Here is a 14,120-nt window from a genome sequence, read left to right on the forward strand (position 1 = left end):
CCGGAGACGAGTTCCTGCTTGCCTCCGTCACCTCGCGGATTGACGATGCGCTTCGCCCGGTCGGGCTTGGCGCACCTCCGCAAGGCTTGGCTGTAGCAACGACAGCCAGGACCACGCGATTTGGCCGTACGCATCAGCGCCGCTCGTCCGCACGCCGCCGGGACCTCACGGGGTTCGCCCGCCCTGCTCCCGCCTCTCGTGCACGACGCTGCCGCGTCCACCGCTCCCCGATCCGCGGCTCGTTGCGACGTACGACCGCCCCTTTCGCCGGATCAGGATGGCCGACACATACGCCGAAACCGAATTTCGGTAAAGTGGAATATTTTCGCGACGGTGGGTTGACAGAGGGCGACACAGCCACGATGGCGTAGCCCGGATGGAGCGCCAGCGTAATCCGGGACGGTACGAGATGCCGGGCGAGCGGCCCCGGATTGCGCTTCGCTCCATCCGGGCTACGAAGGCTCCGCCCACCAAGCCGCCGCGATCAAGCGATGGCTACCGGGCTTCGGCGTCTTCGTTTACGATCCGGCTGAACCACATTGTCGAGGACACCGGAATGCAAACCATCGGCCTGATCGGGGGCATGAGCTGGGAGAGCACGGCGCTCTACTACAAGCTGATCAATGAGCGGGTCCGGGGTCGCATGGGCAAGCTGCATTCCGCCCCGCTGTTGCTGTATTCCTACGATTTCGAGGCGATCAAGCAGATGCAGTACGCCGGCCGCTGGGCGGAGGCAGCGGCGAGCCTCGCGGAGGTCGCGCGGCGTCTCGAAGGCGCCGGCGCGCGCGCGATCGTGTTGTGCACGAACACGATGCACAAGCTGGCGCCCGACATCATCTCCGGCGTGAGCGTTCCGTTCATCCACATTGGCGACGCGACCGCGCAACGGATCCGGGCGAAGGGATACCGTCGGGTCGGCCTCCTCGGCACCAAGTTCACGATGGAGGAGGACTTCTACATCGACCGGCTGCGCGCGCATGATCTCGACGTGCTGGTTCCTCCCGCCGACGCACGCGCCGACGTGAACCGCATCATCTACGACGAGCTGTGCCTGGGGACCGTCACCGCGCCCTCCCGCCGCCGCTACCAGGACGTGATGGCGGCGCTGGTCGCCGCCGGCGCGGAGTGCATCATCCTCGGCTGCACCGAGATCACGATGCTGGTCGGCCCTGATGACACAACGGTGGAGACGTTCGACACCACGGCCATTCACGCGGAGACGGCGGCCGATTTCGCCATGGGTTGATCGCGACGGCGGCGCGCGATCAAGCAGGCCGTGTTAGGGTCGAGCACCCGTCTCGCAATGACGATGTGGAAAGAGCTTTGACCCTCACCGATGCTCGATCGCGCGGATCGCGCCGCGGAGCTCGGCGAGGCCGCGGAGACGGCCGATCGCGGTGTAGCCGGGGTTGGTGCGCTTGGTCGCCGCGAGGTCGTCCAGCATGCGATGGCCGTGATCGGGGCGGAACACGATCTGCTTGTCCTTTGAACGCCGCGCGTTCTCCTTCAGCAGCGCCTTGAGCACCGCGACCATGTCGACGTCGCCGTCGAGATGATCGGATTCGTAGAACGACAGGCCGTCGGCCTCGCGCTTGGTTGCGCGCAGATGGGCAAAGGCGATGCGGGGGCCGAAGCGCTCGGCCATCTCAGGCAGATTGTTCTCCGCGCGCACACCGAGCGAGCCGGTGCACAGGCAGATGCCGTTCGCCTTGGACGGCACGGCATCGAACAGCGCCTGATAGTCATCGGCCGACGAGGCAATGCGCGGCAGGCCGAACAGCGGCCTCGGCGGGTCGTCCGGATGCAAGGTCAAGGACACCCCGAGCTGCTCGGCCACCGGCGTCACCCGCGCGAGGAATTCGGCGAGATGCTGCCGCAGGATTTTTGGCGTGATGTCGCGATAGGTCTCGAGCCGGTCGCGGAATTGCGGAATGGTCATCGGCTCGGTGGTCGAGCCGGGCAGCGCGCTGGCGATCACCATGACGAGATAGTCGATGTCGGTCTGGCTCATCTGGTCGAACAGCTTTTTCGCGCGCGCCTGCTGCTCGGGCGAATAGTCCTGTACGGCAGCCGGGCGCTTGAGGATATGCAGCTCGAACGCAGCAAAGCGGTCCTGGTCGAAGCGCATGGCGCGGGCGCCGTTCGGCAGCTCCCATTCGAGGTCGGTGCGGCACCAGTCCACCACAGGCATGAAGTTGTAGCAGATGATCTTGATGCCGGAGGCCGCGACAGCTTCCAGGCTCGCGATCCAGGCCTCGATCGAGCGCGTCGCCTTGCCGCCGAGCCGCTTGACGTCGTCGGGGATCGGAATCGATTCCACCACCGACCAGGTCAGTTGCGAGCGGCCGGGCTGGCCGTGCTCGATGAAGTTCTTGCGCTCCTCGACCGCCTTGCGGGTCCAGGCCTCGCCGATCGGCACCTGATGCAGCGCCGAGACGATATCCGTCGCCCCGGCCTGCCTGACGTCATCCAAGGACACGGGATCATCGGGCCCGTACCAGCGCCAACCCTGCAGCATCATGGATATCTCCTAAAGCGTTTTCGAGCGAAGTGGATACCGGTTCGCGTGAAGAAAACGCGTCAAAACAAGGTCAGTTCGCGGTCAGCACGACCTTGACGCTCTGCGAGCGATCGAGCGCCAGCCTGAGCGCATCGGGCGCGGTCGAGAGCGGCCGCTCGGCGGTGACCAGCGACAGCACGTCGACGCCGCCGGAGGAAATCAGTTCCACCGCCGTCATGAACTCGAAGCCGAAACGGAACGAACCGCGCAGGTCGATCTCCTTTGCCATCACGGCGTTCGAGGGCGTCGGGATCTGGCCGCCGGGCAGATTGCCGATCTGCACCACGATGCCGCCGCGCCTGACGATGCCGATGGCGCTCGCAAGGCCCGCGGCCGTGCCCGAGACCTCGAACGCGACGTCATAGGGACGCGACGCAGCCTGCGCCTTTAGTCCTTCCTCACCGCCCGAGACATTCTCGACATGCGAAGCGCCGAGCCTGGTCGCGAAGGCGAGCGGGGCCGGCGCGATGTCGGCCACCGTGATGTCGGCCATCCCGGCGCGATGCGCGGCGAGCATGGTCAACAGCCCGATCGGGCCGGCGCCGAAGATGATGCCGCGCTTGCCCTCGATATTACCGGCGCGCGCGACCGCGTGCAGGCAGACCGCGAGCGGCTCGGCCAGCGCTGCGGCCTGATAGGACACGTGATCGGGAATCTTCACGCACTGCGCGGGAACCGCGTCGAAATAATTGGCGAAGCCGCCCTGCATGTGCGGCGTCTTCGAGGCCGAGCCCATGAAGTAGATGTTCTCGCACAGATTCGGCCGGCCTTCGCGGCAGGCGACGCATTGGCCGCACCAGCGCGACGGGTTGACCGCAACGCGGTCGCCGACCTTCAGATTGGCTGCGGAGCCGGAGATCTCCACGACTTCGCCCGAGATCTCGTGGCCGAGCACCAGCGGCGACTTCACCACGAAATCGCCGGTGCGGGCATGGCGGAAATAGTGCATGTCCGAGCCGCAGATGCCGCCGGCGCCGAAGCGGATGCGCACCATGCCGTCGGCGAGCTTGTCGAGCGGATGCTCGACCATGCGCAGATCTTCGGGACCGAACAGGGTTGCGGCGAGAGCGGTGGAGGTCATTTGGAGAGTCCCATGTATTTTGGCAGCCAGAGGGTCAGTTCGGGGATGTAGGTGATCGCGATCAACGCCAGCATCAGCGGCACCAGCCAGGGCAGGATCGCGACCGTGGTGCGCTCGACCGAGAGCTTGGCCACGCGGGCGAGCACGAACAGCACCATGCCGAGCGGCGGATGCAGCAGGCCGATCATCAGGTTCAGCGTCATGATCAGGCCGAAATGAATGGGATCGATGCCGAGCTTGAGCACGATCGGCAGCAGGATCGGCACCAGGATGGTGATCGCCGCCGTGGTGTCGATGAAGCAGCCGACGAACAGGATCAGCACGTTGGCTAGCGCCAGGAACACCCATTTGTTGTGGGTGATGCTGAGCATCCAGTCCGACAGCATCTGGGCGGCCTGCGACACCGTCAGCAGCCAGGCGAAGATCGAGGCCGCCGTGACGATGAACAGCACCGAGGCCGTGGTCTCGATGGTGTCGAACGTCGCCTTCGCCACGGTCTTCAAGGTCATGGTGCGATAGCGGACGAGGCCGAGGAACAGCGACCAGATCACCGCGGCGACCGCGGCTTCCGTCGGCGTGAACCAGCCGAGCGTCATGCCGCCGATCAGGATCACCGGCGCCATCAGCGCCATCACCGCCGAGAAGTCGAAATACCAGTCGATGATGAGCAGCGTGCCGAGGCCGATGACGACGGCCATGTTGACCGACATGCCCGCGAGCACCATCAGCCAGATCGCCATCGGGAACGCCAGCACGATCGCGATCTCGAGGCCGGCCGAGCCGAGCTGCGGCCAGGAGAACGGCGTGTCGCTGCCCCATTTGTTCTTGTGCGCGAAATAGGTGACGGTCGCCATCATCAGCAGCGTCATGACGATGCCGGGAATGACGCCGCCCAGGAACAGCGCGCCGATCGAGACGTTCGCCATCATGCCGTAGATCACGAAGGGCAGCGACGGCGGGATGATCGGCCCGAGCGTCGCAGAGGCCGCGGTGACGCCGACCGAGAACTCGGTCGAGTAGCCATGGTCCTTCATCGCCTTGATCTCGATGGTGCCGAGGCCGGCGGCGTCCGCGATCGCGGTGCCGGACATGCCCGAGAAGATCACCGAGCCGATGATGTTGACGTGGCCGAGGCCGCCGCGCATCCACCCGACCAGCGCGACGGCGAATTTGTAGATGCGCCCGGTGACGCCGGCGATGTTCATGAGGTTGCCGGCCAGGATGAAGAACGGCACGGCGAGCAGCGGGAAGCTCTCGACGCCGGCGATCATGCGCTGCGCCAGCGTGACGTCGGGCGTCACGCCGCTGACCAGGATGTAGAGCAGCGACGACGCGGCCATGGCGATCGCCACGGGTACGCCGAGCAGCATCAGGATGAGGAAGCCTCCGAGCAGCAGCAACATGGGATTATCCTTCAAAACCGTCGTAGGCGCCGGGACGTTCGAGGATCGAATAACCCTGTCGCAAATGTTGTATGGCCACCTGCACTGAGCGCACGAACATCAGCACGAAGCCGGCCAGGACGGCGTAGTAGACGTAGTCCTTGGGAAGATTGATCGTGGTCATCTGCTCGTCGCCGATGATCTGGATGTAGACCCAGACCAGCTTGATGGCGTAGCCGAAGAAGGCGATCCGGATCAGGTCGATCACCGTCGACAGCGCGCGCGCCACGAGGTGGGGCAAATAGCGGTAGAGGAGGTCGACCTGGATGTGCCGCGACAGCCGCACGCACATCGAGGCGCCGATGAAGACGACGCCGATCAGGCAATAGGTCGCGATCTCCTCGGTCCAGGCGTAGCTGTCGTTGAGCACGTAGCGGGTGAAGAACTGGAGGAAGACGGCGAGCGCCATCACCCAGAAGATCGCGAGCGCCACCCAGTCCTCGAACGCGTAGATGCCGAGGTCGACCTTCGGCGTCGCCTCCTCCTCGAAGGTGTGGGCGATCTCGTCCGCGGTGATCTGCCGGTGTATTTCGGCGGTGGACATGGGGGTTGCTCCTAGGACCTGAACGTCGTTCCGGGGCTCGCGAAGCGAGAACCCGGAACCTCGAGATTCCGGGTTCGGTGCTCGGACCGTGCTGTGCACGGTCCTGCGCGCCGCCCCGGAATGACAGTCGTCGTTACTTCACCGCCTGGATCTTTTCCCAGTCGGCCTTGCGGTAACCAAACGTCTCGAACGCAACGTTCTTCAGCACGGTGTCGCGGAACTCGTTCTTGTCGACCTCGGTCACGCTCAAGCCCTTCTCCTTGAAGAAGGCGACCAGCTTGGCCTCGTTCTGCTTGATCTCCGCGGTCGCCTTGGCGGCGGCCTCCTGGGCGACGTCGGTGAAGATCTTCTTGTCCTCGTCGGACAGCTTCTTCCACAGCGCGCCCGCCACCACCGTGTTGAGGTGGTCGACGATGTGGCCGGTCAGAACGATGTGCTTCTGCACCTCGTAGAACTTCTTGGCTTCGATCGTGGTCAGCGGGTTCTCCTGCGCCTCGACGGTGCCGTTCTGGAGCGCGAGATAGACTTCGGCGAAGGCGATCGGCGCGGTGTTGGCGCCGCAGGCGCGCGGCATCGCGAGATAGGCCGGCACGTCGGGCACGCGCATCTTCAGGCCCTTGAGGTCGGCGCAGGTCTTGATCGGCTTGTTCGACGAGGTCTGGCGCACGCCGTAATAGGTCACGGCGACGATGTGGTGGCCGCTCTTGTCCTCGTAGCCCTTGGCGAGCTCCTTGAAGATGTCGCTCTTGGTGTAGGCGAGCAGGTGGTCGGCATCGCGGAAGGTGTAGGGATAGTAGGTCACGCCGATGGGCGGGAAGCTCTTGGCCGCGAAGCTCGAGCCGGAGATGATGATGTCGACCGAGCCGAGCGAGAGGCCCTGGTTGATGTCGGCTTCCTTGCCGAGCTGCGAGGCCGGATAGACATCGATCGCGTAGCGCCCGCTGGTGCGCTTGCCGATCTCCTGCGCGGCCCAGACGGATGCCGTGTGGAACGGCTCCGAAGTCTCGTAGACATGGGCCCATTTGAGCTTGGTCTGCGCCATGCCGGCCTGGGTGGCCGCCAACAGCGCGGCAGCGGACATCACTGCTGCAATCGTCATTTTCTTCAACATCGACTTTTCCTCCATGTTCTAAGTCTGCTTCTTGTTCACCCGCCCCGGCACGGATGCGGACCGTACAATCTCATCGCCGCCGCGCGCTGCCGCCTCCGGCCCGCTTCTTCGATGGTCGCTTTGGCGCCGCCGGCTTCGCCGGTGCGCGCACCGTCCGGCTCCGCCCCGAAGACGATCCGGCCGCGTTCTCGGCGCCGAAATTCTGCGCAAAGCGCTCCTGCGACCGCGCCAGATGCGCGCGCATCGCTTCGCGCGCGGCTTGCGGATCATGCGCCGCGATCGCCTCGCGCACGGCGCGATGCTCGTCGAGCGCGGTGCGCCAGGTGCCCGGGCTCTCGAAATAATGCGCGAGCTGCGCGAAATAGGGATTGAGGCGCTGGTCGAACAGCTCGCCGACCACGCGCACCAGAACCGCATTGCCGAGGCTGCCGGCGATCGCGACGTGGAAGGCGCGGTCGTGGACCATCGAGGCTTCGCCGGGATGCTCGACATTCTCCATCGCGAGCAGCGAGGCGTCGATGCGGGCGATATCGTCTTTGGTCGCGACGCGCGCGGCCTGTTCGGCGATGGCACTTTCGAGGAATTCGCGGGCGCGCAGCAGCTCGAACGGGCCCTCGATGACGGAGGCGGCGGCGGGCGCGGCGATTGCGGCGGGCTCGATCACATAGATGCCGGAGCCGACGCGAATGCGCAGGCGCCCCTCGACCTCGAGCGCGATCAGGGCTTCGCGCACCGTCGGCCTGGACACCTTGAGCTGCTCGGCGAGCTCGCGCTCGGTCGGCAAGCGGCTGCCGACCGCGTACTCGCCGCTGTCGATCAGGCTTCGCAATTGATCGGCGACCTGGCGATAAAGCCGTCTCGCCTCCACAGCTTCCAGCGGCACGCTGGTCCTCCCGAAAGGGTCGCGCGGGGCTTTTCAGCCCGCGGCCCGCCAATTTTGGAAAATTGGTCTTACCAATTGACCGGAGCATTGACCTGATACGGGCGCCATGTCAAGCAGCGGCAAAGCAAGGGGAGACGTCGATGCGCCGAGGTTCCGTGCGTCTTGGCAGCGCCAATCTCGACCGGTTGCCGCCGGCCGTCCGCCGCCCGGCCTATGACCGTTCGCGCATCACGCCCGGCATCGTGCATCTCGGCCTCGGCGCCTTTCATCGCGCACATCAGGCCGTCGTCATCGACGATTGCCTTGCCAGCGGCAGCTCGTCCTGGGGCATCGTTGGCGCCAGCCTGCGCAGCCCGGATACGCGCGATGCCCTCGCCCCGCAGGATCATCTCTACACCGTTGCCGTGCGCGCCGCCGAGGGCACCGAGCATCGCGTGATCGGCGCGCTGCTCGACAGCGTCGTCGCACGCGAAAGCCCGGCAGCGCTGGTCGAACGGATGGTCGATCCCGCCATTCGCATCGTCTCGCTGACGGTCACCGAGAAGGGCTATTGCCACACGCCGCAGACCGGCGATCTCGACGAACGGCATCCTGACATCGTGCACGATCTCAATAATTTCGACGCGCCGCGCTCGGCGCCCGGCTTCATCGTCGCGGCGCTGGCGCGGCGGCGCGCGCTGGGTGCCCTGCCCTTCACCGTACTGTGCTGCGACAACCTCGCCGCCAACGGCCACACCGTGCAGCGCATCGTGACGCAATTCGCCGCGCTCCGCTCCAGGGAACTCGGCAAGTGGATCGTGGATAACGCCGCTTTCCCCTCAACCATGGTCGACCGCATCGTGCCGGAGACGAATGATGCCGACCGCGATGCGGTCGCGAACGCGCTCGGCATGCGCGACGCCTGGCCCGTGCTGACCGAGCCGTTCACGCAATGGGTGGTGGAGGATCGCTTCACGGCGGGCCGGCCCGATCTTGCCGCCGCCGGCGTCGAGCTCGTTGCCGACGTCAAGCCGTTCGAGCTGATGAAGCTGCGGCTGCTCAACGCCAGCCATTCGGCGCTGGCCTATCTCGGCTATCTCGCGGGCTACGAGACCATCGCCGACACCATGCAGGATCCGCACTTCGCGCGCCTGGCCGCGCAGGTGATGGAAGAGGCCGCGGTAACGCTGACGATGCCTGCCGGCACTGATCTCGCCGCCTATCGCGCTTCGCTACTCAAGCGCTTCGCCAATCCGGCGCTGCATCACCGCACCTGGCAGATCGCGATGGACGGCTCGCAAAAGTTGCCGCAGCGGCTGCTCGGCGCGATGCAGGATCGCCTCGCCAAAAACCTGCCGATCGCAACGCATGCGCTCGCGGTGGCCGGCTGGATGCGCTATGTCAGCGCAACAGACGAGCAGGGCCGCACCATCGACGTGCGCGATCCCCTCGCCGCCGAATTCGCCGCGCTGGCGCGCGAGGCCGGACCCGTTGCCGAGCGGCTCGCGCCCGCATTGCTCGGGGTTCAGAAGGTGTTCGGACCGCTGGGGTCCGAGCCGCGCCTGCGCGAGGCCGTGACCGCGGCGCTCGGCCGTCTCTACAAGGATGGTGCGCGGCGGGCCGTGGAAGCGCTCGTCGCGGCCTGACCACAAAGCGGGCAATGCTGCACTGCGGTCCAAATCGGACACAAGGTCGAACGGAAGTCGCGCTTGATTTTTGCCTGTCCTTGCCCCACCCGAGAGCGATGGCAAAGGACAACAAGATCATCGCCGCCAACGCGGCTTTCTACGCCGCGTTTTCGACCGGCGACTTCGACGGCATGGAACGGCTGTGGGCGGACGACGACGCCATTTCCTGCATCCATCCCGGTTGGCCGGCCATCATCGGGCGCGCCACGGTGATCGGAAGCTGGCGCGACATCCTGCAAAACCCGGAGCGGCCGCAGATCGTCTGCGCCGAGCCGCAGGTCATCGTCGACGGCGACAGCGCCCGGGTGCTCTGCATCGAGATCGTCGACGGCACCGCCTTGGCCGCGGCCAACCATTTTCGCCGCGTCGGCGACGAGTGGCTGCTGGTGCATCACCAATCGAGCCCGATCGCGCAGATTGTCGAGCAGGCTGAAGACGATAGAGCGAGCCACCGCGTCCACTGAACGCGGCGGACACGCGAGCGTGATCTACTGTGCATGGGGTTGTTTTTCAGTTTCTTGTTTGGCGGCCAGTTCCGACAGGTCATCCAGCACGGCCCGCGCCGCGGAAAAATCATCATCTGCAAAGAACATGCTCCGGGTGATCAGAACCGGGATGCCGGCGCGTGAGGCTGCGATCAGCCCGTTGGCGGAGTCCTCGATGGCGACGCAGTCGACCGCGCCCAGCTTCAGCCGCGCCAGCGTTTCCAGATAGACGTCCGGCGCCGGTTTCTTGTGCCTGACATCGTCACCGGCGACGATCGCGTCGAACCCCGCAGCCCAGCTCGCGCCCAGCGCCTGCGACAGCAGCGCATCGATGTTGCCGCGCGAGGTCGTGGTCGCGATCGCAAGCCGCTGGCCGCGTGCCTTCGCCGCGGCGAGCAACTCGATCACGCCCGGCCGCAACGGACAGCAACCGGTTTCGACCAGCCCGGCATAATGCGCGGTCTTGATGCGGTGGAGCTCCGCAATGTCCGCATCTGACAGAGGCGGGGCGCTCCCCAGCCGGGCGTGGTAGGCGCGCATGCGCTCCTTGCCGCCGGTCACCCGCAGCAGGTCCTTGTAGACGGCGCGGTCCCACTGCCAGTCGAGACCGTGGCGGGCGAAGGCGTGGTTGAAGGCCTGCCGATGCAGCTCCTCGGTCTCGGCCAGGGTACCGTCGACGTCGAAGATCAGCGCGGCCGCGCGCCGGACCAGCTCATTGGCATCCGGCGGCACCACGGCGAGCGCTTCTGCCTGCATGATCGATGCCTCCCTGTGACAGGCGAACATCGCCCGAGGCAGGAGGCGAGACAAATCGCAATATCTTTTGCCGGACCCAAAAATCTCTTATGAGCGAAGGACGCGCAACGGCGCGAACGGGAACTTTCGACCTGCTCAGGAGACGCATGCGGCTCTTCATCCTTGGCCTCGGCTATAGTGCCCGGCATTTCGCCCGCAAACATAGCGGCAGCTTCTCGCATGTCGCCGGCACCGTGCGCGATCCCGCGCAGCGGAACGACCTCGCCGGGATCGAGGTCCACGCCTTCTCCGGCGAGCCCCCCGCACGCGAGACGGTCGAGCAGGTCCGCGATGCCGATGTCCTTCTCATATCGATCCCGCCCGGTAGCGGCGGCGATCCTGCCATCGCAGCGTTCGGCGACGCGCTGGCGGCGGGCCGCCGCAAGATCGTCTATCTCTCCACCATCGGCGTCTACGGCGATCATGCCGGCGGCTGGGTCGACGAGAGTACCCCGCCGCAGGCAACGCTCGACCGCGCCCGCATGCGGGTTGCCGCCGAGCAGGCCTGGATGGACATTGCGCGCGGCGATGCCGCGATCCTGCGGCTTGCGGGCATCTACGGCCCCGGCCGCAACGCGCTGGCGACACTGCGGGCAGGAACGGCCCGTCGCATCATCAAGCCCGGCCAGGTCTTCAACCGCATCCATGTCGACGACATCGCGAGTGCGATCATGGCCGCCATTCCCCACGGAAGCGGCGGCATCTGGAACGTCTGCGACGACGAGCCGGCGCCGCCGCAGGACGTGATCGCCCATGCAGCTGAGCTGATGGGCGTTGCGCCGCCGCCGGAAGAGGCGTTCGCGACGGCCGAGATGTCGGCGATGGCCCGCAGCTTCTATGCCAGCAGCGCCCGTGTCTCCAACGCAAAACTGAAGCGCGAGCTCGGCGTCACGCTTGTCCACCCGACCTATCGCCACGGCCTCGATGCGTTGTGGCACGCAGGCGAAGCACGATAGGTTCCGGCATCCCGGCGCGTCCCAGACATGCCGCGCCCGCGCTTGACTTCGCGTCAGTGGGGACGTGATCTTGGCATCGAGCGGGCCAACGCATAACGAGCCCGCACCTTGGGAGGACGCAATGAACAAGACGATCGCAGTGATCGTGACGGCGGCTGTTGTCATCACATTCGGCACGGCCATCGCCGCGCCGCTGCCCGAGACCAAACCCGACGATGTCGGCTTCTCCAGTCAGGGCCTTGCACGCCTCGACAATTTCTTCGCTCGCGAGATCGCCGCCAAGCGCGTCCCCGGCGCGGTCGTCGCCATCGCGCGCGACGGCAAGCTCGTGCACTACAAGGCCTACGGCATGCTGGATCCGGACAAGGGCACGCCGATGCCGATCGATGCGATCTTCGCGCTGGCCTCGATGACCAAGCCGATGGCAGCGGTCGCCGGCCTGACGCTGATGGAGCAGGGACGGCTGCCGCTCCAGGCCAAGCTGTCCGATTACTATCCCGGCTTTGCCGACATGAAAATCGGCGTGACCGAGGCCAACGGTTTGCTCAAGCTGGAGCCGCAGGCCTCGCCGATCTTCATCCACGATCTCTACCGGCACACTTCCGGATTGATGTATGGCGGCCGTCCCGACAGTTCGAGCCCGGTGGCGCGGCAATACCCTGATGGCGTCGCGCCGGCGATCGAAGGCGACACCCAGGCCTTCATCGACCGCATCACCAAACTGCCGCTGGCGCATCAGCCCTCGACCGAGTTCGAATACGGCTTCTCGATCGACGTGCTCGGCGCCGTCGTCGAGAAGGTGAGCGAGCAGAAGCTCGGCGAGTATCTCGCCGCCAATGTCTGGCAGCCGCTCGGCATGAAGGACGCGACCTTCCACCCGACCGACGCGCAACGCCCTCGCCTCGCCCGCCCATTTGCCAACGATCCGCTGACGGGCAAGCCGCAGGCGATCAAGCTGCTCGACACCCCAACCAAGTTCGACTGCGGCGGCGCCTGCTCGTTCGCGACGGTCGGCGACTATGCCCGCTTCGGGCAGATGCTGCTCAACGGCGGCGAACTCGACGGCCAGCGCATCCTCGGTCCGAAGACCGTGCATCACATGACGACCAACCATCTTGGTCCCGAGATCAAGAACAACGTCGCCAATGTCGAGCCGCATCGCGGCGGCTTCGGCTTCGGCCTTTCGGTCGCGGTTCGCACCAGCGAAGGGCTGTCGTCGGTCCCCGGCAATCCCGGGGAGTTCACCTGGAACGGCGCCTACGGAACGCAATTCTTCTGCGACCCGAAGGAACGCCTCGTCGTCGTGGTGGGAACGGCCGCGCCCGGCGAGCTCAGGAAGTATTATCGCGAGCAGGTTCAGGACATCGTCTATGGCGCGATGGTGAAGTAGGGATCGGCACACATTGAAAGAGAAAGGGCGGCCGATCGGGCCGCCCCTGTGACCGGCGTCGGCACTCAGCTCAACACGCCGTACTTCTTGAACCAGGCCTGCGCCTGCTTCCAGGCATCTTCCGCGGCGCCCTTGCGGTAGCTGCCGCGATAGTCGGCATGGAAGCCATGCGGCGCTTCGGGGTAGATCTTGAATTCGGCCGTCTTCTTGTTCTGCTCGAGCGCAGCCTTCATCTGCTCGACCTGAGCGACGGGAATGCCGGTATCGGCGCCCCCATAGAGGCCGAGCACCGGCGCCTTCATCTCGGGGGCGAGCTGCATCGGGCTCTTCGGCAGCAGAGGATTTTCGGGGTCGACCAAGGTGCCGTAGAAGGCGACGCCGGCCTTGAGCGTGCTGCTATGGGCGGCATATTCCCAGACGGTGCGCCCGCCACGGCAGAAGCCGATGATGCCGAGCTTTGCAGTGTCGCCGCCTTGCGATCCAGCCCAGGCCGCCACCGCGTCCAGATCGGACAGCAGCTCCGCGTCGGGCTTGGCATTGACCACCGGGAGCAGATCCTTGACCTCGGCGACCTTGGTCAGATCGATGCCTTTGCGGAAGTAATAGTCGGGCGCGATTGCGAACGCGCCGAGCTTGGCGAGGCGCCGCGTGACGTCCTTGATGTATTCGTGCAGGCCGAAAATCTCCATCGCCACGATGATTACCGGCGCCTTGGTGTTGCCGGCCGGCCGGGCGAAATAGGCGGGCATCTCTTCGGAGCCGACCTTGATCCTGGCATCGCCGACCTGAAGACCATTGGTGTCGGTCGTGATCACCTCGGCGCGCACGGGCCCGGCCGCAAGCGTGTAGCCGGCGGCGACGGCCGCGGTGGCGCTCATGAATCCGCGGCGCGAGACCGGGGCGACTTTCGTCAACCCGACGACGTCGGATGCCATGGTGGGTTCGAAGCTCATCGATCTATCCCTTGCTGTTGCCTGTGCCGGTGCCCCCCGGGGGCGACGCATTCGCCAGTAATTGCCGGCGAAACGCAAATCACCAGCCTGCGAGCACGCGCGCTCTCAGCGCCAGACCTGCCGTTTCTTCACAGGCGCAGTCTCGGGCATCAGACTCATAGCAACAAGTCCGACGGCCGCCGCAAGCAGGAGATCGCCGTGGCCGCCAATGCTGCACGACGTTGAACGGCGCTGACTGTTTAGAATCCCAACG

At 65.8% G+C, this 14,120-nt stretch carries 13 protein-coding genes; 5 read left to right on the forward strand and 8 right to left on the reverse strand.

The window, feature by feature from the left end; all coding sequences use genetic code 11:
* Positions 1–556 precede the first annotated feature (556 nt).
* Positions 557–1,246: an aspartate/glutamate racemase family protein gene (locus AABA84_RS27425; protein ID WP_338305418.1), complete on the forward strand. Its 690-nt coding sequence runs from the start codon at positions 557–559 to the stop codon at positions 1,244–1,246.
* 84 nt (positions 1,247–1,330) lie between these two features.
* Here AABA84_RS27425 and uxuA read toward each other — a convergent pair whose 3' ends face one another.
* The 6 genes from uxuA to AABA84_RS27455 all read right to left on the reverse strand — a co-directional run bounded on the left by uxuA (position 1,331) and on the right by AABA84_RS27455 (position 7,621).
* The gene (uxuA, locus tag AABA84_RS27430; protein WP_338313728.1) at positions 1,331–2,521 is read right to left on the reverse strand and encodes a mannonate dehydratase; all 1,191 of its coding nucleotides are present in this window, start codon (positions 2,519–2,521) and stop codon (positions 1,331–1,333) included.
* 70 nt (positions 2,522–2,591) lie between these two features.
* Positions 2,592–3,641, reverse strand: a complete 1,050-nt coding sequence (locus AABA84_RS27435) for an L-idonate 5-dehydrogenase (RefSeq protein ID WP_338313729.1) — start codon at positions 3,639–3,641, stop codon at positions 2,592–2,594.
* Positions 3,638–5,044, reverse strand: a complete 1,407-nt coding sequence (locus tag AABA84_RS27440; protein ID WP_028145709.1) for a TRAP transporter large permease — start codon at positions 5,042–5,044, stop codon at positions 3,638–3,640. Before AABA84_RS27440 ends, AABA84_RS27435 begins: the two co-directional genes overlap by 4 nt.
* Before the next feature lie 4 nt (positions 5,045–5,048).
* On the reverse strand, positions 5,049–5,627 hold the full coding sequence (locus tag AABA84_RS27445; RefSeq protein WP_038950133.1) for a TRAP transporter small permease: 579 nt from the start codon (positions 5,625–5,627) through the stop codon (positions 5,049–5,051).
* Positions 5,628–5,760: 133 nt separating this feature from the next.
* Positions 5,761–6,738: a sialic acid TRAP transporter substrate-binding protein SiaP gene (locus AABA84_RS27450; RefSeq protein WP_338313730.1), complete on the reverse strand. Its 978-nt coding sequence runs from the start codon at positions 6,736–6,738 to the stop codon at positions 5,761–5,763.
* A gap of 70 nt (positions 6,739–6,808) precedes the next feature.
* Positions 6,809–7,621 carry a FadR/GntR family transcriptional regulator gene (locus tag AABA84_RS27455; RefSeq protein WP_338313731.1) on the reverse strand — a complete coding sequence of 271 codons (813 nt, stop codon included), beginning with the start codon at positions 7,619–7,621 and terminating at the stop codon, positions 6,809–6,811.
* 140 nt (positions 7,622–7,761) lie between these two features.
* On the opposite strand from AABA84_RS27455, the gene AABA84_RS27460 reads away from it, so the two are divergent.
* Positions 7,762–9,246 (forward strand): mannitol dehydrogenase family protein, encoded by a 1,485-nt coding sequence (locus AABA84_RS27460; protein WP_338313732.1) that lies wholly within the window; start codon positions 7,762–7,764, stop codon positions 9,244–9,246.
* A gap of 98 nt (positions 9,247–9,344) precedes the next feature.
* Positions 9,345–9,752 (forward strand): nuclear transport factor 2 family protein, encoded by a 408-nt coding sequence (locus AABA84_RS27465; RefSeq protein ID WP_152102443.1) that lies wholly within the window; start codon positions 9,345–9,347, stop codon positions 9,750–9,752.
* Between the two features lie 24 nt (positions 9,753–9,776).
* Here the strand turns inward: AABA84_RS27465 and AABA84_RS27470 are convergent, their stop codons facing one another.
* Positions 9,777–10,529, reverse strand: coding sequence for an HAD family hydrolase (locus AABA84_RS27470; RefSeq protein ID WP_338313733.1), 753 nt, complete (start codon positions 10,527–10,529; stop codon positions 9,777–9,779).
* Between the two features lie 146 nt (positions 10,530–10,675).
* Between AABA84_RS27470 and AABA84_RS27475 the strand changes: the two genes are divergently transcribed.
* On the forward strand, positions 10,676–11,524 hold the full coding sequence (locus AABA84_RS27475; protein WP_212248930.1) for an SDR family oxidoreductase: 849 nt from the start codon (positions 10,676–10,678) through the stop codon (positions 11,522–11,524).
* A gap of 121 nt (positions 11,525–11,645) precedes the next feature.
* Entirely contained in the window at positions 11,646–12,914 is a 1,269-nt protein-coding gene (locus AABA84_RS27480) for a serine hydrolase domain-containing protein (RefSeq protein WP_338313734.1), read from the forward strand.
* Between the two features lie 65 nt (positions 12,915–12,979).
* Here AABA84_RS27480 and AABA84_RS27485 read toward each other — a convergent pair whose 3' ends face one another.
* The gene (locus AABA84_RS27485; RefSeq protein WP_338313735.1) at positions 12,980–13,867 is read right to left on the reverse strand and encodes a dienelactone hydrolase family protein; all 888 of its coding nucleotides are present in this window, start codon (positions 13,865–13,867) and stop codon (positions 12,980–12,982) included.
* Between the last annotated feature and the right edge of the window lie 253 nt (positions 13,868–14,120).

The organism is Bradyrhizobium sp. TM239, assembly GCF_036247985.1.
GTDB classification, from domain to species: domain Bacteria; phylum Pseudomonadota; class Alphaproteobacteria; order Rhizobiales; family Xanthobacteraceae; genus Bradyrhizobium; species Bradyrhizobium ottawaense.

Excerpts from the sequence above, each read along its gene's own strand:
- AABA84_RS27425 (WP_338305418.1), top strand. The coding sequence starts at position 557 with ATGCAAACCATCGGCCTGATCGGGGGCATGAGCTGGGAGAGCACGGCG.
- uxuA (WP_338313728.1), bottom strand. The coding sequence starts at position 2,521 with ATGATGCTGCAGGGTTGGCGCTGGTACGGGCCCGATGATCCCGTGTCC.
- AABA84_RS27435 (WP_338313729.1), bottom strand. The coding sequence starts at position 3,641 with ATGACCTCCACCGCTCTCGCCGCAACCCTGTTCGGTCCCGAAGATCTG.
- AABA84_RS27440 (WP_028145709.1), bottom strand. The coding sequence starts at position 5,044 with ATGTTGCTGCTGCTCGGAGGCTTCCTCATCCTGATGCTGCTCGGCGTA.
- AABA84_RS27445 (WP_038950133.1), bottom strand. The coding sequence starts at position 5,627 with ATGTCCACCGCCGAAATACACCGGCAGATCACCGCGGACGAGATCGCC.
- AABA84_RS27450 (WP_338313730.1), bottom strand. The coding sequence starts at position 6,738 with ATGTTGAAGAAAATGACGATTGCAGCAGTGATGTCCGCTGCCGCGCTG.
- AABA84_RS27460 (WP_338313732.1), top strand. The coding sequence starts at position 7,762 with ATGCGCCGAGGTTCCGTGCGTCTTGGCAGCGCCAATCTCGACCGGTTG.
- AABA84_RS27465 (WP_152102443.1), top strand. The coding sequence starts at position 9,345 with ATGGCAAAGGACAACAAGATCATCGCCGCCAACGCGGCTTTCTACGCC.
- AABA84_RS27470 (WP_338313733.1), bottom strand. The coding sequence starts at position 10,529 with ATGCAGGCAGAAGCGCTCGCCGTGGTGCCGCCGGATGCCAATGAGCTG.
- AABA84_RS27475 (WP_212248930.1), top strand. The coding sequence starts at position 10,676 with ATGCGGCTCTTCATCCTTGGCCTCGGCTATAGTGCCCGGCATTTCGCC.
- AABA84_RS27480 (WP_338313734.1), top strand. The coding sequence starts at position 11,646 with ATGAACAAGACGATCGCAGTGATCGTGACGGCGGCTGTTGTCATCACA.
- AABA84_RS27485 (WP_338313735.1), bottom strand. The coding sequence starts at position 13,867 with ATGAGCTTCGAACCCACCATGGCATCCGACGTCGTCGGGTTGACGAAA.